Here is a 26,044-nt window from a genome sequence, read left to right as displayed (position 1 = left end):
ACCGAACCGCCGCTGGGCACTCACCGTGGCGTACACGTGGCAACCAGCGTCGTCAGGGGCGGCGTAGGCGCAGGGCGACGAAGCTCGGGCGCTCGGTCAACCGCTCGTAGCGCTCCGGGTTGATGGTGCGTAGCGTCTCGACCGCCCTCGGCTCGACCAGCCGCTCGAGCACGAACCCGGCGTCGAGCACCTCGGTCACCAGGGACTCGAGGGTCATCCGCTGGAAGCGCACAACGATCCCGTCGCCCACCGGGAACTCGACCCAGCTCTCGTCGAAGTACGATCCGCCGAAGTACCGCCAGTCCGAGGTCGGATGTGTCGCCGACAGCAGGAACCAGCCGCCCGGCCGCAGCACTCGCCGCACCTCGCCGAGGAACCGGACACGGTCGGTCAGGTGATGCAGTACCAGCGCGCAGACGACCCCGTCGAACGACGCGTCGGCCGCGAACTCCAGCGGGGCGTCCAGGTCGTGCTGCTGCACGTCGGCGCGATCGCCGAGCAGAGCTCGGGCGTGCCGGACCAGCGTCGCGCTGCCGTCCACCGCCACCACCTCGGCTCCCCGGCCGACCAACTCGGCCGCGTAGTGGCCGCCGCCGCATCCGGCGTCCAGGATCCGGAGACCGGCGACGTCGCCGGCGAGTGACAGCATGGCCGGCCGGTCCGTGTAGGCGTTGTGCGGACCGTCGGCGGCGTGTGCCGCGAAGACGTCACCGGCCTGGCCGTGATACGCGTGGGCTGCGGGCATCCGGGAAGCGTGCCCGGGTGCTGGCGCGGGCCGCAACCTGAATCGGCGTCAACGCTGGCCCACGGCGGCGTGTGGCCGGCATCGCCGCCCGGGGCTGACGGGCTCGCTGGGAGATCACCGGCGCCGTCAATCCTGCGGCGGCGGACCGGATGGTCGACGGCCGCTGGCCCGGCAGAGCAAGGCCCACGCCCCGCTCTGCCGGGTCATCCGGACCGTCGACGAGATGAAACGCACCGGCCGCGCACCGATGAGAAATCCGCCGCCACGCCGTCGGTTCTGTTGGCCCTTACGCACCGGTGAAAGGATTAACGACCATGACCGACGCCAGACGGCTGGGCGCCGACGAGGCCACGTTCATCGCTGCGGTCCGCGCGGAGGATTCCGGGCGGTTCGCGCTCCTGACCGAGCGCCACCGGCGTGAGCTGCAGGTGCACTGCTACCGGATGCTCGCGAACTACGAGGACGCCCAGGACATGACGCAGGAGACGTTCCTGCGAGCGTGGCACAAGCGGGAGTCGTTCAAGGGTCACGCGGCCCTGCGGACCTGGCTGTACCGGATCGCGACGAACGCCTGCCTCGACTTCCTGGAGAAGCGCAACGACCGCACACCCGTGCCGTCCGGGCTGCCGGACCCCGACTCCGAGGTGCCGTACCTGCAGCCGTACCCCGACCGGATGCTCCCCGAGGACCCGCAGGAGTCGGTGGTGGCACGGGAGACGATCGAGCTGGCGTTCATCGTCGCCGTCCAGCACCTGCCGCCGCGGCAGCGGGCGGTGTTCATCCTGCGCGACGTCCTCGGCTGGCCGGCATCGACAGCCGCCGACGCCCTCGAGCTGACCGTCGCATCGGTGACCAGCGCAGTGCAGCGGGCTCGTGTGACGATGCGTGAGCAGCTGCCCGACCGCCGCCTCGACTGGCGCAGTCCCGCCACCCACGAGCTGTCGAATGAGGAGCGCGCCGCGGTGACGTCGTACATCAGGGCCCATGAGCGCAACGACCTCGACGGGCTGACAGCCCTCCTGCGCGACGGCCTGCGCTTCGCGATGCTGCCCGACCCGGGCACCGTGACCACCACCGCCAAGGCGGCGGTGGACGGCTGGGTCTCCGGTGGGCTCTTCCAGCGCGGCCACGACGACTGGCGCGGTATCCCCACGACGGTCAACCGCATGCCTGCCGCCGCGCTGTACCTCCGCGCCCCCGACGCCCCGGAGTACCGGCTGTTCGCCATCGCGGTCCTGCACGTCGTCGACGGGAAGATCGCCGAGCTCACCGGATTCGACGCCGCCGACAAACCATGGCTGGACCTGCCACCGACACGGTGATCACACCTGTCGTCGACCAGGGCCTGGCCCGTGCTCATCGCCTCGTCTCGTATCGGGTCAACACCACGCCACCGGGAAACGTCCGGCTCTCCACCAGGTTCAGGTTCACCCAGTTGTCCAGGGCGGTGAAGAACGGCGTGCCGCCGCCCAGCAGGACCGGCGCGGTGAGCAGCACGTACTCATCGATCAGCCCGGCCCGCATGGCCGCTGCGGCAAGTGTGGCGCCGCAGATGTCCATGGGGCCGCCGTCTTCGGCCTTGAGCCGGGTGATCTCGGTGACCGCGTCGCCGATGACCAGGCGGGTGTTCCAGTCGACGGTGCGGGCCGTCGAGGAAAACACCACCTTCGGCATGTCCCGCCAGCGGCGGGCGAACTCGATCTGTGCCGGTGTGACGCCGGGCTGCTGGTCGGCCGTGGGCCAGTGAGAGCTCATCGCCTCCCACAGTTTGCGCCCGTACAGCGCCAGGCTGGTCGCCCCCACCCGGTCGGACCACCACTGGAACAGCTCGTCACTCGGTACGCTCCAGCCGAGGTCGTCGCCCGGCGCGGCGATGTAGCCGTCCAGGCTCAGGTTCATACCGAAGATCAGTTTCCGCATCGTGTTCGCCTCTCGTCAGTCAATCTCACACGTACAGACGGGCCCGGCGCGCAAACCTCATCGGTGCGCGACCTGCGCCCGCAACGGCCGAAGCGCTGGCCGGCGTCACCACCGCTCGGTCCGGCCGACGCCGGCCCGCACGCCGGCCGGAGCCCCGACGACCCGTGGTCACCAGCAGACAGGAAAAATCCAGCCGTGTACGCCGAGGTGGTTCTGGTCCGGCACGCGGTGTCCGTCCAGCCGACCGCGGACGGCCCGCACGAGCGCACCCGGCCGCTCACCCCGACCGGCCTTGGGCAGGCACGTGACCTGGTCGACGCGCTCGTCGAGCCGTGCCCGGCCGCGGTGTGGTCCAGCCCGTACCTGCGGGCCGTCCAGACCGTCCAACCCACCGCTCACGCGCTCGGTCAAGCTGTGCACACCTGGGCGGAGCTGCGGGAGTGGGACGACGGGCTCCCGTTCACCACCGACTGGGAGCCCCACTACGAACGAAGTTGGGCCGAGCCGTCGTTCGCGCGACCCGGGGGCGAGAGCCTGGACCAGGTGACGATCCGTGCCGTCGCGGCGGTGCGGGCGCTGGCCGCGACGTACCCCGGCCGGTGTGTCGTCGCGGCCAGTCACAGCACCCTGATCGCCCGCGCGTTGGGTGGTCTCGGCGTTGCCGTGGACTGGGTTTTCGAGCGGCGCATGCCGATGCCCGCGGTCTATCGCCTCCGCTTCACCGACCGGAGCGCCAGGCCGACGATCCGCGGCCCGTACCTCGATGAGTCGGCGTAGCGCGGCTTCGTCCCCGCTGACAACCGCCGCGGCGGCTTGACCCTCGACCGGGTCGAGGCCCGACCATCGGCGACATGGACGACCAACCGACTCCCGACCCGACAATGACCCGTATCGGCGAGGCGGTGCAGCTCGGCCGATCAGGGCAGCACGGCCCCGCCCGCGACGCCCTCACCGCGTTGTGGGACGAGATCGGTCCCACCGGCGACGCCTTCCACCGCTGCACCCTCGCCCACTACCTCGCCGATCTCCAGGACACCACCGAGGCGGAGCTGAGCTGGGACGAGCGTGCCCTGGCCGCCGTGTCCGACCTGACCGACGAACGCGCCCAGCGCTACCTGTCCTCGCTCCAGGTCCAGGCGTTCCTGCCGTCGCTGCACCTGAACCTGGCCGACTGCCACCGCCGGCTGGGCAACCCCGCCCAGGCCCGGGAACACCTCGCTCGGGCCAGCGAACACCTGGTACACCTGCCGAACGACCCGTACGGCGCGGCCATCCACGCCGCCATCCGCGACTTCGCCGCGGACGACCCGACCGACGCTCGCGGGTAACGGTCGGCGAGGCGGCGCTATGCCGAACCCGACGAGCCCTCGGGGTGGCGAGAACGGGCGGCCGACTGGTGCAGGCCCGGGTGGACGCCGGCCGGGTTCCCGGTGTGCGCGGCGAGCCGTTGCAGGACAGCGACAAGCTGGGCGCGTTCGCCGGCGTCGAGCGCGGTGAGGATCTCGTCCTCATGCTGGTCGGCGACCTCGCGCGCGCGGGGTAGCAGCTGGCGCGCGGCTTCGGTCAGGTGGATGGCGTGGGCGCGACGGTCGCCGGGATGCCGCCGACGTTCGACCAGATCGCGCTGCTCGAGGTCGTCGAGCAGGCCCACCATGACCTTGCGGTGGATGCCCAGCGCGTCAGCGAGCTGTTGCTGGGTGTTGCCTTCACTTCGCTCCAGGTGCATGAGCAGCCCGAAGTGGTTCGGCGCGATGCCCAGCGGCGTCAGCCGCGCGGCGAACGTCTGCGCGATGTGGAACCCGAGCTGTGACAGCAAGAAGTTGGCCCGGCCGACCAGTGGCCGGTCCGTGCCAGGTGCGGACTCGTCGAACACCTCGTTATTGTACGTCCTCGTTATTGTCCGATACGGTAACAGTTACCGGCGATCCACACCTGGAGGATGATGATGAGAATGACCGTCTTCGGTGCGACCGGGGGTATCGGCAGCCATGTCGTGCGTCAGGCACTCGACCGCGGCTGCACCGTGACCGCGGTCGTCCGCGACCCGGTCCGCCTCGACGTGCGACACCCGGCACTGGAGGTCACGACGGTGTCGACGCTCGACGACGCCGACGCACTGGGCCCCGTGGTGCGCGGCAGCGACGTCGTCCTGTCCGGGGTGGGCCCGCGCGGACGCCACGACGGGCCGGTCGCCTCCACCGCCACGCGCGCCATTCTGAGCGCGATGCACGCCGAAGGTGTCCGCCGACTCGTCGTGGTCAGTGCCGCTCCGGTCGGCCCGACACCGGACGAGGACAGTTTCCTCAACCGCCGCGTTGTCCTGCCAGTCATCAGTGCCCTGCTCAAAGACCTGTACGCGGACCTGCGTGCCATGGAGCACGCGATGGCGAACAGCCAGGCGCAATGGACGGTGCTACGGCCGCCGAAGCTGGTGAACAAGACGATGACCGGCCGGTACCGCACCACCATCGGCGGCAATGTCGTTCGCGGCTACACGATCTCGCGGGCCGACGTGGCCCACGCCATGCTCGCCGCCGTGGACGACCCCGCGACAATCCACCGGGCGATCGGCATCGCGTACTGACCGAGCACCGTCATCCTGATCCGTCGTGCGCCCACGCGTTCCGGCATGCCGACCCGTCGCTCAGCGCAGCATCGCCCGGGTCATTCGGCGGGTGGCGACGGCCATCGCGATCGAGCCGAAGGCGAGCAGGTAGGCCACCGGAATGAGCAGGCCCCAGCCGAGTCGGCCCAGCATCGGTTCGCGCACCAGCTCGATGCCGTGGTAGAGCGGCAGCGCCTGGATCAGGGGCCGCACCGCCTCCGGATAGACCGACAGGGGATAGAACGTCGTCGCGAACAGGAACATCGGCAGCATGAAGAGCTGGATGTACTGGAAGTCGGAGTAGTCGCGCAGGTACGTCGTGACGGCCAGCCCGCCGGCGGCGAACGCGTAGGAGATCAGCACCGACACCGGCAGGGCCAGCAGTGCCCAGGCCGAGGTGACCAGCCCGCTGACCGCCATGAGGGTGAGGAAACCGATCGACGTCACCAGCGCGTTGATCATCGCGCTGGTGACCTCGCCGACGGCGATGTCGGTGACCGACAGTGGTGTCGGCAGGATCGCCTCGTAGGTCTTCTCGACCCGCATCCTGGCGAAGACGCCGAAGCTGGTCTGGTTGAACGCGGTGTTCATCGCGGTCGTGGCCAGGATCGCCGGCGCCACGTAGGCGGCGTACGGGACATCGACCCCGGGGACCGTGCCGACGAGCAGCCCGACGCCGACACCTATCGACAACAGGTACAGGACCGGTTCGACGAGCGCGTTGAGCAGCGGGGTGAGCGACCGGCGGTAGATCATGGCGTTGCGTTCGACGAGCGCGAGGGCTCGGCGGGCCGTCCAGGCCGGCACGACGACGGTGCTCATGCTGTCTCCCCGAGGCTCGGTGGGTGGGCCGTCACGGGTGCAGCCGTCGGCGGTAGGTGACCCGGGCGACCAGGAAGCCGCCGACCGCGAGTGTCAGCAGGTAGGCGATGTGGACGCAACTGCCGGTGATCGTGGCCGTGCCGAGGCTGAGGGTGCGGCACAGCTCCACCCCGTGCCACAGCGGCAGCACATAGGACAGCGGCCGGATCCACTCCGGTAGCTGCGAGACGGCGAAGAACGTACCGGAGAACATGTAGAGCGGCATGATGACGAAGCGGAACACGGTGTCGATGTGGCGCAGCTTGCGGACGCCGACTGCCCACGCCGCGGCCGGCGTCGCGAACGCGGCTCCGGTCAGCGTCGCGCCGAGCAGGGCGCCGAGTGCCCACCAGCCGCCGATCAACCCGAACGCGGCCATCACCGCGACGAAGGCGCCGCTGGCGATGAGCACCCGGACGGTGATGAAGAGCAGGTGTCCGGCGGCGAGTTGCTCCGGTCGCAGGGGCGTCGGGGTGGCGCTGCGGTAGGCCCCGAAACCCGCGGCCCGGGCGACTCCCGCCGCCCCTTCCAGGAACGCGTTCTGCATCGCGGCGGCGGCCAGCATGCCCGGGGCGAAGAACGCCGCGTAGGAGACGCCGGCGATCTGGGGTGGCGCGTTGTCGTCGACGAGGGCGCCCAGGCCGGCGCCGATGCCGATGAGGAACAGCAACGGATTCAGTACGTTGAGCACGATCGAGCCACGCCAGGTGCGCCGGTAGCGCGTGACCCAGTATCCGAAGGCGTGCAGCACCGGTGGTCCTCCCTGCTACTCGATCAGCGATCGGCCGGTGAGGGTGAGGAACACGTCCTCCAACGTCGCGCGGCGGACCAGGGCGGTGAGCGGCGTGAGCGACATGGCGTGCACCGCGCCGAGGGCGGCCTCACCGTCTGCGGTGTAGACGAGCACCCGGTCGGGGAGCAACTCGACGCGCCCGTCGGTGTCGTTGCCGCCGGTGGCCAGGGCCGACGTGCGCAGTTTCTCCGCGACGTTGTCGCGTTCGTCGAGGCGGAAGCGCAGTTCCAGAACCTCGCGCGTGGCGTACCTGCCGATCAGGTCCCGGGGCGAGCCCTGCGCGACGATCCGGCCGTGGTCGACGACGATGAGCCGGTCACAGAGTTGCTCGGCCTCGTCCATGTAGTGGGTGGTGAGGATGAGCGTGACGCCCTCCTGCTTGAGCTGGAAGAGCCGGTCCCACAGCACGTGGCGGGCCTGCGGGTCGAGGCCGGTGGTGGGCTCGTCGAGGAGCAGGATGTCGGGTTCGTTGATCAGGGAACGGGCGATGGTCAGCCGTCGGCGCATACCCCCGGAGAGCGTCTCGACCTGGTCGCCGGCCTTCTCCTGAAGCTGGGCGAAGTCCAGCAGTCGGGTCGCGCGGTCCCGGATGACGGCCCGCGGCAGACTGAAGTACCGCCCGTAGATGTGCAGGTTCTCCCGGACGGTCAGCTCGTTGTCCAGGTAGTCGTCCTGCGTCACGACGCCCAGCCGGGCACGGATCTGCGGCCCCTGGCGCATCGGGTCCATGCCGAGCACGCGCAGGCTGCCGCCACTGATCGGCGACGTCGCGGCGATCATCCGCATGGTGGTGGACTTGCCGGCGCCGTTGGGGCCGAGCAGCCCGAACGATTCGCCCCGCTGGACCTCGAAGTCGATGCCGGCGACGGCGTGGAACTCCGCTGTGGACCCGCGCGGCGGATAGACCTTCGTCAGCTGGGTCGCCTGGACCAGCGGGTGTTCGCTCACCACGGCAGCGTACGGAAAATCAACAGGCTTCTGCAAGATCTGGGCAGGGCACTGAAAAATCCCGGTGCCGCGGCAGATCCCGGTTGCGGCATCCGACCGGCAGTGCGAGGCTCGACGAATGTCCGCGCTGACCGGTGCCGACCTGCTCCAGGCGGCCGACGAGATGACGCGGGTGCTGCACCCGCACCGCGAGCGCGACTGGTCCGTGCCCGCCGGCACCCTGACCTGGAGCTGCTGGACCACCGCCGCGCACGTCGCACACGACCTGCTCGCGTACGCCGGCCAGGTCACCGCCAGCCCCACAGACAGCTACCTGCCGTACGACCTGCGGGTCTCCCCCGACGCGAGCCCGGCGCAGACCCTCACTGTGGTGCGGGCCAGCGCCGGGTTGCTCGCCACCGCCGTCGACGCCGCCCCGGCGCACGCGCGGGCCTGGCACTTCGGGCCCTGCGACCCGGCTGGCTTCGCCGCCATGGGGGCGGCCGAGACCCTGCTGCACACCCACGACATCACCCTCGGTCTCGGCGTGCCCTGGCAGCCACCACGGCGGTTGAGCGCGGCGGTGCTGCGGCGGCTCTTCCCGGACGCCCCGGACGGCGCCGCGCCCGAGGTTCTGCTGTGGATGACCGGCCGCGGCGAGCTGCCCGGCCGGGCACGACGCACCTCGTGGGTGTGGCGAGCGGCGGTGGACTGACCCTAGCCGGCGGTCAGCGAGTGCCGGTGACCGTCCAACGGGAACGGAGGCCGGGCCGGCAGCACCTCCTGGAACAGGTAGCCGCTCTTCTGCGCCACCCGGCAGGACGCCACGTTGTCCACCTGGTGCAGCAGGTCGAGGCGCTTCATCGCGGGAAACTCGTCGAACGCCCACCGGCTCAGCGCGGTGACCGCCCGCGGGGCGACGCCACGACCGCGCGCCCACGCCGCCGTCCAGTAGCCCACCTCGGGCTCCGGCCAGTGCGCGCTGACCGTCTTGAGCACCACGTTCGCCACCAGCCGTGGGCCGTCCGCGTCGTCCTCGACGACCGCGAAGCTGTACCGCCGACCGGCGTCCCAGTCCTGTCGCACCCGCTCCAACCACTGCCGACCCTCGGTCAGGTTGGTCACCGGCATCCGGGTCCACCGGCGCAACACCGGGTCCCGGTACACGTCCAGCAGGGCGTCCAGGTCGTCGTCGAGCCAGGGTCGCAGGGCGAGGCCCGGCATCGAGGAGGTACCGGACGCCCGCAACTCGATCACCATCCGCCCAGTCTGGCGGTGCCGTGCGAGGCCGACCACCCGGGTCAGCGCGAACGGCGACGCCAGGGCAACCACCAGGTACGGCGGGACCGGCGCGGCGCGGCGACGGCGCTCGCCCGCTCGGTCGGGGGCGTCGGAACGCGAAGCGGGGCATGCTCGGCGCGCCAACGGCGCACCACCTCGTCGACGTTCACCGGACGCACCGCGACGCGCGGACCGTCGGGGTTGCGCAGCCAGGCCACGATCTGCGTGTTCAGCTGGCCGACGAAGTCGCGTACGGACTGTTCGGTGGGCAGGTCGCGGACCTCGTCGGGGACCTGCTCGATGCGCCGACGCAGTTGCAGCGGGGTGGGCAGGAGCAGGTCGCTGGGCAGTGCCTCCCGCTCCAGGAAACTCTTGATCCACCACGACTCGTCGTACGGTGCTCCTCGACCGGGGATCGGCTTGCCCATGCCGGGCAGGTCGTCGAACTCGCCGCGTTGCACGGCTCCCCGGATCTGCGCCTCCACTGCCGCTTCCCACGCCTCGGTCACCCTGCGGCACCTCCCCCGGCCACCGTAACGCGCCGCCTCCGGACGGCGACACGCACCTGACGCGGATCAGCGCGTGCGCGGCCGTGACCATTCCCGGCGGCACCGGCCGGGGGTGGTTTCGGCCCAGGTGTCCGAATCGAGGGCCACGATCTGCCAGGTGGCCCTCGGTCCACACTGTCACCCGGCCTACCGTCGGTGCGAAGACGCCGAACGGGGGAAACGTCATGGTCGGTACGGGTGCACTGCTGGGTACCACACTTGTCGCGTTAGGGGTGGTCCTCACGCCCGGCCCGAACATGGTCTACCTGGTGTCCCGCTCGGTGGCACAGGGCCGCCGGGCCGGGCTGGTGTCACTGCTCGGGGTGGCCGCCGGTTTCGGCGTCTACCTGATGGCGGCGGTCGCCGGCCTGGCCGCCGTGTTCGTCCTGGTGCCGACGCTGTACGCGGTGGTGAAGTTCGCCGGGGCCGGTTACCTGCTCTGGCTGGCGTGGCAGACGCTGCGTCCGGGTGGGCACTCACCGTTCACCCCCACGCCGCTGCCACCGGACCGGCCCCGACGGCTGTTCACCATGGGCCTGGTCACCAACCTGCTGAACCCGAAGATCGCGATCCTCTACGTGTCGGTGCTGCCCCAGTTCATCGACCCGGCGCGCGGGCACGTGGCGACGCAGAGTCTGCTGCTCGGCCTGACCCAGATCACCGTCGCGCTGATCGTGAACACGTTGATCGTGCTCAGCGCCGGCTCGTTGGCCGGGTTCTTCGCCCGCCGACCCGGGTGGCTGCGGGTGCAGCGCTGGGTGACCGGGACGGCCCTGGCCGCACTGGCCGTCCGGATCGCCGCCGACCGCTCCCGCGCGGCGGTCGCCACACCCTGACCGGAGCCTCGCCCCCCGGTGGCGGCGGACCATCACGCGCCACGCCCGGTCCTGAGCCTTACTGCCCCCGGTCGCGGCGGAGCATTGCGCGCCACGCCGGGCCGGGGCCTTACTGCCCCCGGTGGCGGCGCAGCATCGCGGCGGCCAGGGGCGCGGCGTCCAGGTCACCGGCGGCGAGCCGAGCCGCGAGGGTACGGCGTACCAGTCGGTCGGCCAGCGCGGGCGCGTGCCGCCCGACGGCCAGCTCCAGCCGTCCACGCCGGGTGGTCGCCACGTCCCGAGGTGCCCGGCGGGCGGTTGCGGCGCGCAGGATCGCCGCCACCACCCCCTCGACCGGCTCGGGACGGGACACTCCCCGCAGCGACAGCCCGGCCTCGGCGGTGCTGTGGTGGATGGGTGAGGCGACCATGCTCGGGTAGACCACGCTGACCCCGACGTGCGTACCGACCTCGTGGCGCAGCGCGTCGGCGTACGCGACCAGGGCCCGCTTGCTGACCCCGTACGCGGCGGCGAGCGGCAGTGGCAGGACCGCCATCCGGCTCGCCACGAAGATCACCCGGCCGCGTGCGGTGAGCAGCGGCGGCAGCGCCGCGGCGGTGGTCCGCCAGGCGGCCAGCAGGTTGACCTCCAGCTGTCGCCGGACCACCTCATCGGGTGCCAGCTCGGCCGGGGCGGGGCCACCCACACCGGCGTTGTTGATCAGCAGGTCGAGCCCGCCGAGCCGGTCGGTAGCGGCCCGCACCGCCGCCGGCACGGCGTCCGGGTCGGTCAGGTCGCAACCGAGCACCGGCAGGCGGGCGTCGGGGCGGGCGTGCAGGTCGAGCCCCACCACCTGAGCCCCGGCGGCGGTGAACGCCGCGCCGAGGTGCCGGCCGAAGGTTCCGCTCGCGCCGGTCACCAACACCCGACGGCCAGCCAGCCCACCGGCCACCCGACCCTTCACTGCTCCACCCCGACCGACGAGGCAGCACCAGCCGCGTCGCCCGCACTGCCTGCGTCGCGCGCACTGGCCGCGCCACCCGCACTGCCTGCGCCGGCCGCGGCGGTTGAGTCGGGCGCACCGGCGGTGCCGGAACGGGCGCGGCGGGTTCCGGCGGTCAACTCGCGGGTCAACTCGGCCAGGTAGACGTCGAAGTCCACGCGCATCGCCGGACGGCGTTGCCCCCAGCGGGCGGTCGCGGCCCGCAACTCGGCCCGGCAGACGGCCCGCTGGCGGTCCGGGTCGGGCAGCGCGTACCGGCCGGCGAGGTGCGCGGCGATCAGCTTCGCCTGCGCCTCCACCAGGGGGAAGGCCGAGCCGGTGGACTGCATCAGCCCCACGAACGTCAGGCCCGGGACGTCGGGGTGGAACACGTGCCGGTACAGCGGCAGGCTGTCACCGTTCCCGCCGAGCAGCGCCGGATCGAGGAACGGGATCTCCACCCGGTAGCCGGTGCACCAGATGATCAGATCCACGGAGTCGCTGCGACCGTCGGTGAACTCGACCCGGTCCCCGTCCAGGGCGGCGACGCCGGGTCGGGCCTCGACGTCGCCGTGGGTCAACCGGGACAGCAGACCGTCGGAGAGCGTCGGATGATCCTGCAGGAAGCCGTGCGTCGGGGCGGGCAGCCCGTACCGGGCGGGGCTGCCGACGGTGGCGCTCAGCGTGGCCTGGCTGATGCGTTGGCGCAGTCGCCACGGCAGTCGGCGGGCCAGCGCCCCGTTCAGGGTGTCCGAGGGGCGGCCCAGCAGGTACTTCGGCACCACCCAGACGCCTCGGCGCAGCGACAGCAGGGTGCGGGTGGCGGCGTACGAGGCGTCCACCGCGATGTCCATCGCGGAGTTGCCGCCGCCGACGACCAGGACCCGCTTGCCGGTCAACTGCTCCGGGCCCCGGTAGTCGTGGCTGTGCAGCTGCTCGGCCGTGCTCGTGCCGGGGTACGACGGGTCGGGCAGTCGGGGCACCCGGTTGTGCCCGTTGGCGACGACCACGGCGTCCACGGTGACCGAGACCGGCCCGTGCGGCCCGTTCGCGGCCACCGTCCACGTGCCGGCGGGATCGCGGGTGACCCGCTCGACGGTGTGCCGCAGTCGGATGGTGTCGCCCAACCCGAAGTGCTCGGCGTAGTCGGCGAGGTAGCCGGCGACCCGGCGGTGATCGGGGTAGTCGGGCCAGTCGGTCGGCATCGGGTGGTCGGCGAACTGGGTGCGCCCACGGCTGGTGTTCAGGTGCAGCGTGCGGTACGCGGGCGAGTCGGGTGCCCCGTACACCCAGAGGCCGCCGACCTGGTCGGCGGCCTCGAAGCCGATCGTCGGCACCGCGGCGTCGCGCAGTGCCTTGACGGCGGCGAGCCCGGCCGCGCCGGCGCCGATCACCGCCACCCGAGGTGGTACGCCCATCGCCGCCCCCCACTTAATCCAACGTCCGATGGATAATCGTCGTGCGGCGGCGACGCGTCAAGGGGCCGACGACCCGTACAACCCGTCGAGCAGGCGATGCACGAACGCCCGGAACTCGCGCCGTTCCCGGGCCCCGGGCGCGCCGGCGGCCAACGCCACCACGTGCCCGTGCGTCGCCCAGACCAGGCTGCGAACGGTGATGTGCGGGGTCGGCTCGGCCAGCGCGCCGGTCGCCGCGGCGGCGGTGAGCAACTCCGCGACCAGCCGGTACAACGGTTCGGCGTAGCGCTTGTCGAGCTCGGCGTGTCGCTGCGGTTCCAGCCAGCGGCGCAGCCACAGCGCGGTGGTCTCCGGGCGGTCTTCGAGGAAGTCGACGAAGACGTCGACCAGCTCGTGCAGGGCGCGTCGCGCCGCGTCCGGCCCCGCGTCGAGAGCGGCGCGGGCCTGCTCGGCGGCCTCGGTGAGCACCTCCCGCTCGGCGGCGAAGACCCGGGCGAAGCAGGCGTCGTAGAGCGCCGCCTTCGTACCCGTGTGGTGGGCGACGGTGGCGACGTCGACCCCGGCGGCGGCGGCGACCTCCCGCAGCCCGACGGCGTCGAAGCCGCGCTCGGCGAACAGCGCGGTCGCCGCGGTGAGCACCACCTCGCGGGTCGGTCGGGTCTCCTCGCGCCGCGGTCGACCGGGACGGCGTCGGGGCATGGTCATGGCCGCCATTCTGCCCCTAGAATCCAGCAACCGTTGGATTACCGAGGGGATGCGGCGATGACCGGGCTGGACCGGCGGCCCGTGGCCGCCACCGACGCGACGCTATCCCGTGGCCCCCTGGCCGGCTTCGCCGTCGGGTCGCTCGGCATGGGGATCTGGGTGACAGTGCCCGGCCTGCTGCTGCTGTACTTCCTCACCGACGTGCTGGCGGTCGGGCCGTGGTTGGCCGGTCTCGCGCTGCTGCTGCCGAAGATCGCCGACGTGCTGCTGCACCCGTGGGTGGGGCACCGCGCCGACGTCGAGCAGACCCGACGCGGCGACCGCCGTCGCCTGCTGCTGCTCGGCTGCGCCCTGCCTGTCGCGTTCGCCGCGCTCTTCGCGGTGCCCGGCGGGCTGACCGGCGCGCCGGCGGCCGCCTGGGTGGCCGTGTTCTTCGTCGCCGGCAACCTCCTCTTCGCCGCCTACCAGGTCCCCTACCTGGCCACCCCGGCCGACCTGCGGATCGGTTACCACGAACGCACCCGGCTGATGGCGTTCCGGATGGTCGTGCTGACCCTGGGCATCCTGGTCTCCGGGCTGCTGGCCCCGCTGCTCACCGGCGGCGACGCCGCCACCCGGGGCGGCTACCAGCGCATGGGCGTGGTCCTCGCCGGGGGGATGCTGGTGGCCATGCTGGTCGGTGTCGCCGGCATCGCCCGGCTGCGCGGGTCCGCGGCGGGCGGCGTCGGGTCCGGGCACGGCGGGTGGCGGGCGTTGCGCACCGCCCTGCGCGACCGGCAGTTCCGGTGGCTGGTCGCCGCGTACCTGGCCATGTCCACGACCACCCACCTGGTGCTCGCCGGGGTGCCCTACTACGCCGAGTACGAGCTGCGCGCGCCCGGTCTGACCACGGTGCTGGTGGCCGCGTTCGTGGCGCCGGCGCTGCTGGTCACGCCGGCCTGGCTGGTGGTGGCCCGGCGCGTCGGCAAGCAGCGGGCGTTGCTCGGTGCGCAGGGCGCGTTCGCCCTCGGTTCGCTGGTGCTGGCGGTGGGTCGCCCGGCCGGCCTGCCGGTGCTCATCGGCGCGGTGGCGGTGCTCGGTGTGGCGTTCGCCGGCATGCAACTGCTGCCGTTCTCGATGCTGCCCGACGTGATCCGCGCCGCCACCGACACCAGCGGTGCCGGCACCACCACCGCGAGCGGTGCCGGCACCTACACCGGGGTGTGGACGGCCACCGAGGCCACCGGTGCGGCGCTGGGCCCGTACGCGTACGCGCTGTGCCTGGCCGTTGGTGGTTTCGTGGCCTCGACGGCCGGTGAGTCCCCGACGCAGCCCGACACGGCGCTGGCGGCGGTCCGCTACGGCTTCGGGTTGCTGCCGGCGGTGGCGATGCTCGCGGCGCTGCTGCTGCAACGCCGCTACACCCTCGACGCGAGCGCCCGCGCGGCGAGCTGACCCTGGCGCGGTGTGGGCGGCCAGCGCCGCGGCACTAGACTGCCACCTCGATGGATGCCCAGCCCACCACCGAGACCCGCCCCTGCGCCCACTGTGGAGCACCGGTGCCGCAGCGTGTCGGCGCGGGCCGACCGTTTCGCTACTGCCGGGACAACGACGGCGCCTGCCAGCGGGCCTCGCGTAACAGCCGGATGCGGCACCGCAACGCTCCCGGCCTGCCGGGGCAGGTGGCCCGCACCTGGGAGGCGGTGGACCGCCTCGACCAGATCGTCGAGACGTTGACCGAGTCGCTGCACGCCGAGTTGTCGCCGGTGGGGGTGCAGCGGCAGATCGCGCAGGCTCGTGCGGAGGCCGCCACCGAGGTCGCGGCGGCGCAGACCGAACGTGACGAGGCCCGCGACGACGCCGAGACCGCCGCCGCCGACGCGGCGCGCGCCCGCGAGCAGGCCCGCGTGGCTCTCGCCGAGGCCGACGACGCCCGCCAGCGCGCCGAGCGGGCACACCAGCAGGCCACCGCCGCCGACGAGCGCACCCAGCGCGCCGAGGCCGCCCGCGACCAGGCCCGGCACGACGTCAGCGCCGCGCAGGCGCTGCGCGACCAGGCCGAACGGGACCGCGACCAGGCCCGCGTCGAGGTGCGGGACCTGCGCGCGCAACGTGACACCGAGCGGCAGCGGGTGGCCGACCTGACCGCCGAACGCGACGCGGTGCGCGCCGACGCCGAGCGGGCCACCCGGGTCGCCGCCGACGCGACCGAGCGGGCCGGGCGGTGGCAGGCCGAGGTGCAGGACGTGCGGCGTCAGATCGAGCAGGCCCGCGCCGACGCGGCGCGCGCCCGCGCGGAGGCCGCCGACGCCACCCGCGCGCGGGAGCAGGCCGACCGGGCCCGCGACCGGGCCCAGGTCGCCGCCCGGGAGCTCGACGACGCCCGGCAGGAGGCCGCGGAGTTGGCGGCGCGGCTGCGCGCGGAGCTGGCCGCCACCGCGGCGCAGCGCGACGCGCTCACCGGCGAGGTGACCGCGGCCCGGCAGGCGGCGGCCACCGCCGAGAGCCAGGTCACCGCCCTGACGGTACGACTCGACGCCGCCGAGACCGACCGGGACCTGGCCCAGCGGCGGGTGGCGCAGCTCGGTGACCAGGTCAGCGACCTGGCGGTGGCGCTGGCCCGGCTCGGGTCGGTGCCGCAACCGGCCGAGTCGGGCACGGCGCAACCTTCGCGACCTCCGGGCGGTTAACCTCCCCGGTGGCAGCGGATACACCCCGTTGCGGCCCGGCTGGGGATCACCTGGTCGGGTGCGCGTCCCGGCCGGCTACCCTTGGGTCGCGGCCCACCCCCGTGGACGCCTCACGCCCTCGGGCGGGAATGGCTCGACGGGAACGCACCGTTACACCCAGAAGACCAGCACCACGAACGAGGGGAAGTCGATCATGGGCGAGCGTATGCTGCGCGGAAGCCGCCTTGGCGCGGTGAGCTACGAATCCGACCGCAACACGGAGCTCGCGCCGCGTCAGACCCGCGAGTACCTCTGCGCCAAGGGCCATCAGTTCGAGGTGCCGTTCGCCGTCGACGCCGAGGTCCCGACGACCTGGGAATGCAAGTTCGACGGCAGCGTCGCCCGACTCGTCGACGGCAGCGAGCCGGAGCAGAAGAAGGCCAAGCCGCCGCGTACCCACTGGGACATGCTGCTGGAGCGGCGCTCGATCGCCGAGCTTGAGGACATCCTCGAGGAGCGCCTGCAGGAGGTTCGGACCCGCCGCGGCCGCGCCTGAGCCGCACGACGACCGACGCCCCCGGGTTCTCCCCGGGGGCGTCGTCGTGTCCGTGCAGGTGTCAGTGGCGACCGGGCTCGACGATCTCGCCCTCGATGGCCCGACCACCGTCGACGACCACCGGCTGTTCCGGTTGCGGGGTCGGTTGGGGCGCACCCTGGCGCACCCGCACCGTGCGGGGGCCGAACAGGTCACCGGCGACCATCGACGACACCCGCCGCTCGGTGGCCCGCCGCACACCGGCGCGGGCCAGACGACGCACCGGTGGCACCAGCAGCAGCAACCCGACCAGGCCGCTGACCAGCCCGGGCACCGCCAGCAGCAGGGCGCCGGCCAACCCGACGAGCCCGTCGGTGACCTGCCCGCCGGGTGGCTGCCCGGCCGCCGCGGCGGCGCGGAAACCCCGCCAGGCGCGCATCCCCTCCCGGCGCAGCAGCACCAGCCCCAGCAGGGACGCGGCGAACACCAGCAGCACCGCCGCGCCGAACCCCAGCGCCCGCCCGACACCGACGAACACCGCCAACTCCAGCACCACCGCCAGCAACAGGGCCAACGGTACGAACCTCAGTCCTCGGCGCACTTCACCTCATCGCCATTCTGTGCGGGCACCGTGGGCGTGCCCCGCCCATCCAGCATGACACGGCCGCGCTCACGGCCACCGCACCTGACCGGAGGGGGTGCCGTGCAGGCCACGACGCACCGCCTGGCGGCGGTCCTGCACACCCCAGGTGGTGATCCGCCACAGCGCCTCGGCCACGATCCGCGGGCTCATCTTGCTGTCTCCGCGTTCCCGTTCGGCGAAGGTGATCGGCACCTCCACGATCCGCACCCCGGCCCGGTGCGCCAGCCGGGACAACTCCACCTGGAACGAGTAACCCTGTGACGTCACCGACCCCAGGTCGAGGGCGTCCAACGCGCTGATCCGGTAGACCCGGTAACCGCCGGTAGCGTCCGAGACGGGCATACCCAGGGCCAGGCGCGCGTACAGGTTGCCGCCGCGCGACAGCAGCAGCCGCCGCAACGGCCAGTTGACCACCCGCGCGCCGCTGGTCCACCGTGACCCGATCACCACGTCGGCGTCGCGGGCGGCGTCCAGCAACGCCGGCAGGTCCTCCGGCGCGTGCGACCCGTCGGCGTCCATCTCCACGACCGCCTGGTAGCCGCGCTCCCGCGCCCACCCGAACCCGGCCAGGTACGCCGCCCCCAGGCCCTGCTTGCCCTGGCGGTGCAGCACCTGCACGTGCGCGTCGCCGTCGGCGAGGGCGTCGGCGATCGCGCCGGTGCCGTCGGGGCTGTTGTCGTCGGCGATGAGGATCCGCACCGCCGGGACGGCACGCCGCAGGCGGCCCACGATCACGGCGATGTTGTCGGCCTCGTTGTAGGTGGGGATCACCACCAGCACCCGGCCCACACCCGGCACCTCGTCCGGGCGTCGGATCGTATCGGTCGCCTGGATCACGGTTCCTCCGCTCCCGCCGGCGAACCGGCTGTTGCTATCCGGGCCTGACCCGCTGCCGCCGGCGCAGCACCGCCGCGCCGATGAGGGCCGCCACGGCCAGCGCGGCGAGCGTCACCTCCGGCCACCAGCCCAGGCGGGTGGCGAGGGTACGTCCGTCGTCGAGCCGCAACTGCCGCACCACGACCTCCCGGGTGTTGAACCCGGTGGCATCGCTTACCCGCCCGTCGGGTGCGACGAACCCGGACACGCCGACCGTGGAGGCCATCAACGCCGGCCGGCCGTGCTCCACCGCCCGCAACCGGACCATGGCCATCTGCTGGCGGGCCTCGGCCACGTTGAAGGTGGCGTTGTTGGTCTGCACCACCAGCAGTTGCGCGCCGCCGGTGACGGTGTCGCGGACGACCTCGTCGTAGGCGACCTCGAAGCAGATGACGTCACCGAGGACGGCCGGGCCGACGCGTACCACGCCCGGGGTGCTTCCGGGCACGAAGTCGGCGCGGATCAGGTCGACCTGCTTGCTGACCATCCGGGCCACGTCGCGCAGCGGCACGTACTCGGCGAACGGCACCGGGTGGCGTTTGGTGTACAGCTGGCTCAGGTCGGCGCCGGTGCCGGGCCGCCACAGGATGCCCGCGTTGCGGACCTGCCCGGGGCCGGGGCCCAGCAGCACCGCGCCGACCAGGATCGGCGCGCGGACCGTGTCGGCGGCCTGGGAGATCCGGGCCCCGGCTGCGGGGTTGCGCAGCGGGTCGATGTCGCTGGAGTTCTCCGGCCACACCACCAGGTCGGGTTGCCGCTCCTGCCCGGCGGCGACCCGCGCGGCCAGGTCGATGGTGGCGTCGGCGTGGTTGTTGAGCACCGCCTGCCGTTGGGCGTTGAAGTCCAGGCCCAGGCGCGGCACGTTGCCCTGCACGATCGCGACGGTGACCGTGGCGCCGGAACCGGCGGTGGCCACCGGCACGAGCAGACCCCCGACGACCACCGCGACCGCCACAACGGCCGGTACGCCCACCGGCGCCCACCGCCGCCCCCGGGTGACCCGTTCGTCCTGCGGGCCGTCAGCGGCCGGTGTGGCGTCCCGCGGGGTGTGTCGGGCGGTGACCCAGCCCCGCCAGGCGGCGGTGACCAGCAACCCGCCGACGAGCGCCGTCGCGAAGGTCACCAGCGGGGCACCGCCCCACGCGGCCAGGCGCAGCAGCGGCGAGGTGTCCTGGCTGAACGCCAACCGCCCCCACGGAAACCCGCCGAACGGGGTGCGGTCGCGCAGCGCCTCCTGCCCCACCCACAGCAGCCCGGTCAGCACCGGCCACGCCCACCGGACACGGTCGGCCAGCGGCGACACCCAGGCGGTGGCCACGCCCAGCAGGGCCAGGTAACCGGCCTGCAGCAGCGACAGCAGCACCCACGGCAGGTAACCGGTGTGCAGGTTCGTCCAGGCCAACATCGGGGCGAACAGCGCCACCCCGGTGAGGAAGCCCAGGCCGGCGCCAGCCCGCAACCGCCGCCGGTGTGCGGCGGCGGCCAGCAACGCCACCCCGACCGGCGCGAGCGGCCACACCCCGTACGGGGGGAACGCCACCAGCAGGGCCAGCCCGGCGGCCAGGGCCAGGAGCACGGCGACCGTGAGCGGCAGCGGCCCACCGGTGATCACCGGCGGGGGCAGCACCACTGCCGGGGTGGGGGTCTCATCCCGGTCCAGAATCGTCACCGCTTCACCTCGATCACAGGGCGAAGGCTACCTGGCTGGCCTGCGTACCGGCCGCGTCGGGCCGCCGGACACAGACCGCCCAGCGGACATGAAATCGGGGCGCGGCTGACGCCGCGCCCCGATGCTCCCAGGCCCTTCCCGGCCGGTGTGGCGAGGATGGGGCACGACGACCTTCGGACCGACCAGGCGTGGACTGGCTGCCCCCGCCGGGCCGTTGTCTACTGGCCGTGCACCTCACCCTGCCCGTACACCGGTAACCGCGGCCGGTTCGCGCCGCCCCGCCGACCCCCGCCCGCTGGACCTGGCCGCCGCGACGATGACGCTCAAAAATGTCGCTCGGCCAGCGGACGAGAGGACGAAGCGAACAACAGCCGCTTCCCGTGGTAGGACTCAAAGACGGTACGTGCCGACCCCCGCCGGTTGTCAACCCACCCGGGCCTGTCGTGTGTTGCGCCACGGCGTGTCGGGTCGGCGAGTCTCAATGCGTGCGCAGATGGTGACGCAGCAGCGCCTGCGCGGCCGCCCGGTGTTCCTCGGCGAGCAACCCCCCGGCGGCCAGCACGTAGTCGGCGTCGACGACCGCGGCGGCGGCACGGGGCAACGCCCACCCGCCGGCGTGGTCGGCGAGGACCGCCGCCAACACCTGCCCGGACGTGCCGGTCGGCGCGTGCCGCAGCACCCCACCGGAACCCACCACCAGCCGCACGTCGCGCAGGTCCCGCCCGGCCCGCTCGCCGGTGGCGGCACCCCGGGCGTGCCGGCGCAACGCCACAGTCGCCGCGAGGGTGGCGATGCGGGCGTCGACGGCCCACTCGACGTCGTCGGCGGCCAGCAACGCCGGGTCGGCCGCCCGGCACGCCGCGGCGGCGCCCAGGTCGTCGGACTCGTCGGCGGTGAGCAGCCGCTCCTCGGCGGCGGCCCGCACCACCCCCGGGGCGCTCCACCGCATGCCCAGGTCACCCTCCACGGTGCGGGCCCGCCACAGGCTGCCGGCGACCTCCCGACCCGGCCCGGTGGCCCGCTCGTCCGGGGTGAGCACCGAGTACACGTCGGTGGTGGCGCCACCCACGTCGACCACGGCCAGGTCACCGCCGAGGGTGTCGGCGAGCACCTCCACACCGGTGAGCACCGCGTCGGGGGTGGCCGCGCGCACCAGCCGCGCGAACCGGGTGCCCCTCGACAGCCGCTTCCCACCGATGACGTGGCGCAGGAACACCGCGCGGATCGCCGCCCGCGCCGACACCGGGGCGAGCACCCCGATGCGCGGCAGGACGTTGTCGGCGTCGGTGACCGGCACCCCGGCGTCGCGCAGCAGCCCGGTCAACTGCTCGCGGACGTCGGCGTTGCCCGCGTACACCACCGGTCGGCGCCACCGGGCCCGGGCCAGGCGGGTCGCGTTGTGGGTGACCGTCTCGGCGTCACCGCCGTCGGTGCCCCCCACGAGCAGCACCACGTCCGGGCGGGACGCCCGCAACGCCGTCAGGTCCGCCGCACCGAGCCGACCGGCCGCGACGTGCACCACGTGCGCGCCAGCGGACAACCCGACCCGCCGGCCCGCCTGCGCGGTGACCAGCGGCTCGTAGCCGACCACGGCCAGCCGCAGCCCACCACCGGCCGACGAGCACACGTACCACGGCACGTCGCGCACCCCGAGCCCGACGGTGGCCGCCGCGACCGCGGTGTCCAGGCCGTGCAGCACGTCGGTGCCCACCGTGGTCGGCGCGGCCGCCGCGCCGACCAGGACACCGGCGGCCAGGTCCACCACCGCCACCTTGGTGTACGTGGACCCGACGTCCGCGCAGACCGCCAGGCTCACGAGGCGGGCGGAACGACCACGGTGCCGGTCGCGGTGACCGCCACGATCGGCGGGTCCAGGACCTCGGCGGCGGACGCGGAGCGGTCCGGACGGCCCCGGCACACCACCGCGCAGGACAACTCCAGGGTGCGGCTGCGGGTGCCCACCCGCGACACCCGCGCGGTCACCTCCACCACGTCACCGGCTCGGATCGGGGCACCGAACCGCACGTCGGAGTACCCGGCGAACAGACCCTCGTCGCCGTCGGTGCGGATGCACACCTCCGTCGCGACGTCCCCGAACAGGGCCAGGGCGTACGCCCCGTCGACGAGGTTGCCCGCGTAGTGGGCGTGCGAGTACGGCACATACCGCCGGTGCGTCACCGTCAACCCGAGCCGTTCGTCAGTCATGCCATCGCCTTCCGCTGCGTGATCAGGGCGTGCACGAGGTAGCTGGCCACCTCGCCGGGCGTGGTGCCCCGACCGAAGATCCGGTCCACGCCCAACTCGTCGGTCATCGACTCGTCGAACCGGGGACCACCGACGATCAGCAGCGGCCGCCGACCCGCCGGCATCGCCTCCCGGAACGCCGCCGACATCTCCCGGGTGTTGTGCAGGTGCGCGTCGCGTTGGGTGACCACCTGCGACACCAGCACCGCGTCGGCCTTCTCCACCCGGGCGGTCTCCACCAACTCCGGCACACTGACCTGCGCACCCATGTTGGTGACCTTCAACTCCCGGTAGTACTCCAGGCCCTTCTCCCCCGCGATGCCCTTGACGTTGAGGATCGCGTCGATGCCCACGGTGTGCGCGTCGGTGCCGATGCACGCCCCGACCACGGACAACTTGCGCCGTAACCGCTGCTTGATCACCGTGTTGATGTCCTTGGCCGACAACAACGCGAAGTCGCGTTCCGCCACCTGCACGGCGGTCAGGTCGACCAGGTGGTTGACCCGCCCGTACACCACGAAGAACGTGAACCCGTCACCCATCGGCTTGGCGTGCACCACCATCGCCGGGTCGATGCCCATCCTGTTGGCCAACTGCACCGCCGCGCCCTCGGCCCGCTTGTCGTGGGTCACCGGCAGGGTGAACGACACCTGCACCATCCCGTCACCGGTGGTGTCCCCGTACGGCCGCACGATCTGCTTGCTCACGCCGCCGCCTCCAGGATGTCGGTGGCCGGGTTGCAGTAGTCGGCCTCGTGCGCGGCGACCCCACCCAGGCCCTTGCCCCGGTCGGCGGGCCGCTTCATGATCCCGAACGTGCCCTCGGCGATCGCCGTGAGCAACGTCTGCTCCCCGATGCGCTCCAGCAGGTCCAGTGCCTCACCGAGGACCTGGTTGGCGCGGCGGCGGATGAACCCGCCCGGCGCCGGCACGAAGTCCTCGTGCAGCCCACCGGCCGCACCCAGCACGTAGCGCACGTTCTGCAGGGCGATGTCCCGATCCGACAACCACGGCGTCACCACCGCCTCGGTCATCATCCCCACCAGCAGGATGCCCTGACCGGTCAGCGCCCCGGCCAGGTTGAAGAACCCGTCGAGCAGGTTGCCCCGGAACACGTCACCGGTCATGTGCTTCGTCGGCGGCATCCACTTCAACGGCGCGTCCGGGAACAACTCCCGCGCCAGCAGGGCGTGCGCCAACTCCAACCGGAACGACTCCGGCACCTCCGGGTTGATCTCGAACGCGTGCCCCAACCCCAACTGCCAGTCCGCCAACCCCGCCTCGTGTGCGAAGAACTCGTTGAGCAGCTGCGACACCGTCACCGTGTGCGCCTCGTCCACCGCGTCGGCGGTGGTCAGGTAGTTGTCCTCACCGGTGTTGATGATGATCCCGGCACGGGCGTGCACCTGCCGGGAGAACCGCTGGTCGACGAACGTGCGCACCGGGTTGATGTCGCGGAACAGGATCCCGTACATCGAGTCGTTGAGCATCATGTCGAGGCGTTCCAACCCGGCCAGGGTCGCCATCTCCGGCATGCACAACCCGGACGCGTAGTTGGTCAACCGTACGTAGCGGCCCACCTCCCTCGACGACTCGTCCAACGCCGCCCGCATCAACCGGAAGTTCTCCTGCGTGGCGTACGTGCCGGCGAACCCCTCCCGGGTCGCACCCTCCGGCACGTAGTCCAACAACGACTGCCCCGTGGAACGGATCACCGCGATCACGTCCGCACCGGCACGCGCCGCCGCCTGCGCCTGCGGAATGTCCTCGTAGATGTCACCCGTGGCGACGATCAGGTAGATCCACGGCCGCTGCTGCGGATCACCGTGCCGCTTGACCAGCCGGTCCCGCTCGGCGCGCCGCCGGTCGATGCGCCGGATGCCCGCACCGACCGCCTTCCGCGCCGCCGACCGGGCGACCGTGGCGGCCCGACCGGACGGCACGGCGAACCGCACCGACCCGGCGGCGGCCTTCTGCGCCAGCAACGTCACATCCGTCATGCCGTCCCGGGCCAGGGCGTCGAACACCGGCACCGCCACCCCGTGCCCCAACCCCACCTCCGCGGCGACCGCGTCGACGAGCCGGTTGACCCACGGGATGCCGTCCGGGTCCGCGCCGGTCACCCCGGCCAGGCGCAGCACCGCCCGCTCCACCGACACCGTCGTGTGGCTACGCGCCAGGTCCACCACCGGCTGCCCGGCCCGCCGCGCCAACTCCCGCGCCCGCGCCACCAACACCGGATCAAGATCAAGCTTCCCGGTCATGATGACCCTTCCTCATAGATGACCTCACCGCGCAGCACCAACCGCCGGCACACCGGCAACGGCGTCGGGTCGTCCGGACCCCGCAGGTCCGGGTCCTCGGCCAGCAGCACCGGCAGACCCCGCTCCACCCCCGCCGGCGTCGACCACACCGCGAACGTCGCCGGCGCACCCAGCGCGAGAACCCCCTCGGCGTCCAGGTGCACCGCCCGCCACCCACCACGAGTGTGCGCGGCGAACGCCGCCCGCACACTCATCCGCTGCGCCCGGTTGTGGTGCGCCGCCGCCGCCCGCACCGACCCCCACGGGTCCAGCGGCGTCACCGGCGAATCCGACCCGAACGCCAACGCCACACCCACACCGTGCATGGCACCCATCGGATTCGACTCCAACGCCCGGTCCAGACCCAGCCGCGACTCGTACATCCGACCCGCACCACCCCACAACCTGTCGAACGCCGGCTGCATGCTCGCCACCACCCCGTACTCCACGAACCCGGCGATCAACCGCTTGTTCATGATCTCCGCGTGCTCGATGCGGTGCCGGGCGGCCCGCAACCGCTCCACACCCAGCGTCCGCGCCGCCTGCCCGAACCCGTCGAGGACCGTGCCGATCGCCGCGTCACCGATCGCGTGGAACCCGCCCTGCAAGCCGTGCGCCGCGCAGTCCAGCAGGTGATCACGCACCTGCTCGGCGCTCAGGTAGGCGTGCCCACAACCGTCACCGTCGCCGTACGCCTGCGACACGTGCGCCGTACGCGCACCCAACGCACCATCGGCGAACAGGTCACCACCGGCACCCACCGCCCCCAACTCCCGGGCCCGCGCCGCACCACCCAACTCACCCCAGTACCCGTACACCTCCGGCAACCCCGCACCCGAGATGCCCAGCAGGCCGGTGAAGTCCTCCTCGTCGGAGATCTCCGGCCCACCGCACTCGTGCACGGCCGCGATGCCCAGCGACGCCGCGTGGGCGAGGGCCACCCGCTGCGCGGCGACCCGCTGCGCCCGACTCACCGACCCCTGCGCCGCCGCCCGCACCACGTGATGCGCGTCGCGACGCAACCACCCCGACGCGTCGTACCCGGTCGCCCTCACCACCTGCGGACACGCCGCCAGCAACGCCGACGACACCAACGCCGAATGCAGCGACGCCTGCGACACGTACACCTGCCGCCCACCGGCCGCCCGACCCAACGCCGCCGCGTCCGGCACCGTCGCATCCGACCAGGCCGACTCGTCCCAGCCGTGCCCGAGCACCACCGCGTCCGCCGGCAGACCCGCCGCGAACCCGGCCACCGCGTCCAGCAGCTGCCCCGCCGAGCGCACCCCGGCCAGATCCAGCCCGGACAACGCCAGCCCGGTGTCGGTGGCGTGCACGTGCGCGTCGACGAACGCCGGCGTCACCAACGCACCACCCAGGTCCACCACCTTCTCGGCCGGCGGCGCGTCACCGTCGGTCCCCAACCAGGTGATCCGCCCACCGGACACCAGCAGCGCGGTGGCGCTCGGGTCGGCGGGGCAGTGCAGCACGCCGCCGCGGTACAACGTCGAGGGGTTCGTCATGACC

28 protein-coding genes are annotated in these 26,044 nt (G+C 72.8%); 9 read left to right on the top strand and 19 right to left on the bottom strand.

Going from position 1 to position 26,044, the window contains the following annotated elements:
- Window positions 1–52: 52 nt before the first annotated feature.
- Window positions 53–745: a class I SAM-dependent methyltransferase gene (locus AB0B57_RS10105; RefSeq protein ID WP_357067391.1), complete on the bottom strand. Its 693-nt coding sequence runs from the start codon at window positions 743–745 to the stop codon at window positions 53–55.
- A gap of 314 nt (window positions 746–1,059) precedes the next feature.
- Between AB0B57_RS10105 and AB0B57_RS10100 the strand changes: the two genes are divergently transcribed.
- Window positions 1,060–2,067: an RNA polymerase subunit sigma-70 gene (locus AB0B57_RS10100; protein ID WP_357067389.1), complete on the top strand. Its 1,008-nt coding sequence runs from the start codon at window positions 1,060–1,062 to the stop codon at window positions 2,065–2,067.
- Between the two features lie 34 nt (window positions 2,068–2,101).
- On the opposite strand, the gene AB0B57_RS10095 is transcribed toward AB0B57_RS10100, so the two are convergent.
- On the bottom strand, window positions 2,102–2,665 hold the full coding sequence (locus AB0B57_RS10095; protein ID WP_357067387.1) for a dihydrofolate reductase family protein: 564 nt from the start codon (window positions 2,663–2,665) through the stop codon (window positions 2,102–2,104).
- Between the two features lie 195 nt (window positions 2,666–2,860).
- Here AB0B57_RS10095 and AB0B57_RS10090 point away from each other — a divergent pair, with 195 nt between their 5' ends.
- Both AB0B57_RS10090 and AB0B57_RS10085 read left to right on the top strand, forming a co-directional pair.
- On the top strand, window positions 2,861–3,442 hold the full coding sequence (locus AB0B57_RS10090; RefSeq protein ID WP_357067385.1) for a histidine phosphatase family protein: 582 nt from the start codon (window positions 2,861–2,863) through the stop codon (window positions 3,440–3,442).
- A gap of 74 nt (window positions 3,443–3,516) precedes the next feature.
- Window positions 3,517–3,993 carry a tetratricopeptide repeat protein gene (locus AB0B57_RS10085; RefSeq protein WP_357067383.1) on the top strand — a complete coding sequence of 159 codons (477 nt, stop codon included), beginning with the start codon at window positions 3,517–3,519 and terminating at the stop codon, window positions 3,991–3,993.
- 17 nt (window positions 3,994–4,010) lie between these two features.
- Here AB0B57_RS10085 and AB0B57_RS10080 read toward each other — a convergent pair whose 3' ends face one another.
- Window positions 4,011–4,538, bottom strand: a complete 528-nt coding sequence (locus AB0B57_RS10080; protein ID WP_357067381.1) for a MarR family winged helix-turn-helix transcriptional regulator — start codon at window positions 4,536–4,538, stop codon at window positions 4,011–4,013.
- A gap of 78 nt (window positions 4,539–4,616) precedes the next feature.
- Between AB0B57_RS10080 and AB0B57_RS10075 the strand changes: the two genes are divergently transcribed.
- The gene (locus AB0B57_RS10075) at window positions 4,617–5,249 is read left to right on the top strand and encodes an NAD(P)H-binding protein (protein ID WP_357067379.1); all 633 of its coding nucleotides are present in this window, start codon (window positions 4,617–4,619) and stop codon (window positions 5,247–5,249) included.
- A gap of 60 nt (window positions 5,250–5,309) precedes the next feature.
- On the opposite strand, the gene AB0B57_RS10070 is transcribed toward AB0B57_RS10075, so the two are convergent.
- From AB0B57_RS10070 to AB0B57_RS10060, 3 genes are read right to left on the bottom strand one after another with little or no spacing between them, the layout of a single operon-like run.
- A complete protein-coding gene (locus AB0B57_RS10070) occupies window positions 5,310–6,092 on the bottom strand; it encodes an ABC transporter permease (RefSeq protein ID WP_357067377.1) in 783 nt (260 codons plus the stop codon).
- A gap of 31 nt (window positions 6,093–6,123) precedes the next feature.
- Entirely contained in the window at window positions 6,124–6,882 is a 759-nt protein-coding gene (locus AB0B57_RS10065; protein ID WP_357067375.1) for an ABC transporter permease, read from the bottom strand.
- A 15-nt stretch (window positions 6,883–6,897) separates the two neighbouring features.
- Window positions 6,898–7,839: an ABC transporter ATP-binding protein gene (locus tag AB0B57_RS10060; protein WP_357067872.1), complete on the bottom strand. Its 942-nt coding sequence runs from the start codon at window positions 7,837–7,839 to the stop codon at window positions 6,898–6,900.
- Window positions 7,840–7,990: 151 nt separating this feature from the next.
- Here AB0B57_RS10060 and AB0B57_RS10055 point away from each other — a divergent pair, with 151 nt between their 5' ends.
- The gene (locus AB0B57_RS10055; protein WP_357067373.1) at window positions 7,991–8,566 is read left to right on the top strand and encodes a maleylpyruvate isomerase N-terminal domain-containing protein; all 576 of its coding nucleotides are present in this window, start codon (window positions 7,991–7,993) and stop codon (window positions 8,564–8,566) included.
- Window positions 8,567–8,568: 2 nt separating this feature from the next.
- Here AB0B57_RS10055 and AB0B57_RS10050 read toward each other — a convergent pair whose 3' ends face one another.
- Both AB0B57_RS10050 and AB0B57_RS10045 read right to left on the bottom strand, forming a co-directional pair.
- The gene (locus AB0B57_RS10050; RefSeq protein WP_357067371.1) at window positions 8,569–9,111 is read right to left on the bottom strand and encodes a GNAT family N-acetyltransferase; all 543 of its coding nucleotides are present in this window, start codon (window positions 9,109–9,111) and stop codon (window positions 8,569–8,571) included.
- A 41-nt stretch (window positions 9,112–9,152) separates the two neighbouring features.
- Window positions 9,153–9,641: a DUF1992 domain-containing protein gene (locus AB0B57_RS10045; RefSeq protein WP_357067369.1), complete on the bottom strand. Its 489-nt coding sequence runs from the start codon at window positions 9,639–9,641 to the stop codon at window positions 9,153–9,155.
- A gap of 224 nt (window positions 9,642–9,865) precedes the next feature.
- Here AB0B57_RS10045 and AB0B57_RS10040 point away from each other — a divergent pair, with 224 nt between their 5' ends.
- A complete protein-coding gene (locus AB0B57_RS10040; protein WP_357067367.1) occupies window positions 9,866–10,516 on the top strand; it encodes a LysE family translocator in 651 nt (216 codons plus the stop codon).
- 109 nt (window positions 10,517–10,625) lie between these two features.
- On the opposite strand, the gene AB0B57_RS10035 is transcribed toward AB0B57_RS10040, so the two are convergent.
- The 3 genes from AB0B57_RS10035 to AB0B57_RS10025 are packed head-to-tail and all read right to left on the bottom strand — an operon-like array spanning window position 10,626 to window position 13,600.
- On the bottom strand, window positions 10,626–11,459 hold the full coding sequence (locus tag AB0B57_RS10035) for an SDR family NAD(P)-dependent oxidoreductase (protein ID WP_357067365.1): 834 nt from the start codon (window positions 11,457–11,459) through the stop codon (window positions 10,626–10,628).
- Entirely contained in the window at window positions 11,456–12,895 is a 1,440-nt protein-coding gene (locus AB0B57_RS10030) for an NAD(P)-binding domain-containing protein (protein WP_357067362.1), read from the bottom strand. The genes AB0B57_RS10035 and AB0B57_RS10030 overlap by 4 nt, the downstream gene beginning before the upstream one ends.
- 57 nt (window positions 12,896–12,952) lie before the next feature.
- Window positions 12,953–13,600 (bottom strand): TetR/AcrR family transcriptional regulator, encoded by a 648-nt coding sequence (locus AB0B57_RS10025; RefSeq protein WP_357067360.1) that lies wholly within the window; start codon window positions 13,598–13,600, stop codon window positions 12,953–12,955.
- A 57-nt stretch (window positions 13,601–13,657) separates the two neighbouring features.
- On the opposite strand from AB0B57_RS10025, the gene AB0B57_RS10020 reads away from it, so the two are divergent.
- From AB0B57_RS10020 to AB0B57_RS10010, 3 genes are all read left to right on the top strand, one after another.
- Window positions 13,658–15,034 (top strand): MFS transporter, encoded by a 1,377-nt coding sequence (locus tag AB0B57_RS10020; RefSeq protein WP_357067358.1) that lies wholly within the window; start codon window positions 13,658–13,660, stop codon window positions 15,032–15,034.
- 50 nt (window positions 15,035–15,084) lie between these two features.
- Window positions 15,085–16,269, top strand: a complete 1,185-nt coding sequence (locus AB0B57_RS10015; RefSeq protein WP_357067356.1) for a hypothetical protein — start codon at window positions 15,085–15,087, stop codon at window positions 16,267–16,269.
- A 193-nt stretch (window positions 16,270–16,462) separates the two neighbouring features.
- The gene (locus AB0B57_RS10010) at window positions 16,463–16,804 is read left to right on the top strand and encodes an RNA polymerase-binding protein RbpA (protein WP_030327608.1); all 342 of its coding nucleotides are present in this window, start codon (window positions 16,463–16,465) and stop codon (window positions 16,802–16,804) included.
- Window positions 16,805–16,865: 61 nt separating this feature from the next.
- On the opposite strand, the gene AB0B57_RS10005 is transcribed toward AB0B57_RS10010, so the two are convergent.
- The 8 genes from AB0B57_RS10005 to AB0B57_RS09970 form a co-directional block, all read right to left on the bottom strand.
- On the bottom strand, window positions 16,866–17,384 hold the full coding sequence (locus tag AB0B57_RS10005) for an FxsA family protein (protein ID WP_357067353.1): 519 nt from the start codon (window positions 17,382–17,384) through the stop codon (window positions 16,866–16,868).
- A 69-nt stretch (window positions 17,385–17,453) separates the two neighbouring features.
- Window positions 17,454–18,263: a polyprenol monophosphomannose synthase gene (locus AB0B57_RS10000; RefSeq protein WP_357067351.1), complete on the bottom strand. Its 810-nt coding sequence runs from the start codon at window positions 18,261–18,263 to the stop codon at window positions 17,454–17,456.
- Window positions 18,264–18,297: 34 nt separating this feature from the next.
- On the bottom strand, window positions 18,298–19,932 hold the full coding sequence (gene lnt, locus AB0B57_RS09995; protein WP_357067870.1) for an apolipoprotein N-acyltransferase: 1,635 nt from the start codon (window positions 19,930–19,932) through the stop codon (window positions 18,298–18,300).
- Window positions 19,933–20,449: 517 nt separating this feature from the next.
- Window positions 20,450–21,787, bottom strand: coding sequence for a glutamate mutase L (locus AB0B57_RS09990; RefSeq protein WP_357067349.1), 1,338 nt, complete (start codon window positions 21,785–21,787; stop codon window positions 20,450–20,452).
- Window positions 21,784–22,176 (bottom strand): hotdog domain-containing protein, encoded by a 393-nt coding sequence (locus tag AB0B57_RS09985; RefSeq protein ID WP_357067347.1) that lies wholly within the window; start codon window positions 22,174–22,176, stop codon window positions 21,784–21,786. Before AB0B57_RS09985 ends, AB0B57_RS09990 begins: the two co-directional genes overlap by 4 nt.
- Window positions 22,173–22,922 (bottom strand): OAM dimerization domain-containing protein, encoded by a 750-nt coding sequence (locus AB0B57_RS09980; protein WP_357067345.1) that lies wholly within the window; start codon window positions 22,920–22,922, stop codon window positions 22,173–22,175. Before AB0B57_RS09980 ends, AB0B57_RS09985 begins: the two co-directional genes overlap by 4 nt.
- Window positions 22,919–24,478 carry a lysine 5,6-aminomutase subunit alpha gene (locus AB0B57_RS09975; RefSeq protein WP_357067343.1) on the bottom strand — a complete coding sequence of 520 codons (1,560 nt, stop codon included), beginning with the start codon at window positions 24,476–24,478 and terminating at the stop codon, window positions 22,919–22,921. Before AB0B57_RS09975 ends, AB0B57_RS09980 begins: the two co-directional genes overlap by 4 nt.
- Window positions 24,475–26,040, bottom strand: a complete 1,566-nt coding sequence (locus AB0B57_RS09970; RefSeq protein ID WP_357067341.1) for an amidohydrolase family protein — start codon at window positions 26,038–26,040, stop codon at window positions 24,475–24,477. The genes AB0B57_RS09975 and AB0B57_RS09970 overlap by 4 nt, the downstream gene beginning before the upstream one ends.
- Between the last annotated feature and the right edge of the window lie 4 nt (window positions 26,041–26,044).

Source organism: Micromonospora sp. NPDC049101, from assembly GCF_040648675.1.
GTDB lineage: Bacteria > Actinomycetota > Actinomycetes > Mycobacteriales > Micromonosporaceae > Micromonospora.
The sequence above is the reverse complement of the archived record's forward strand: the minus strand, read 5'-3'. Positions and strand labels throughout refer to the sequence as shown.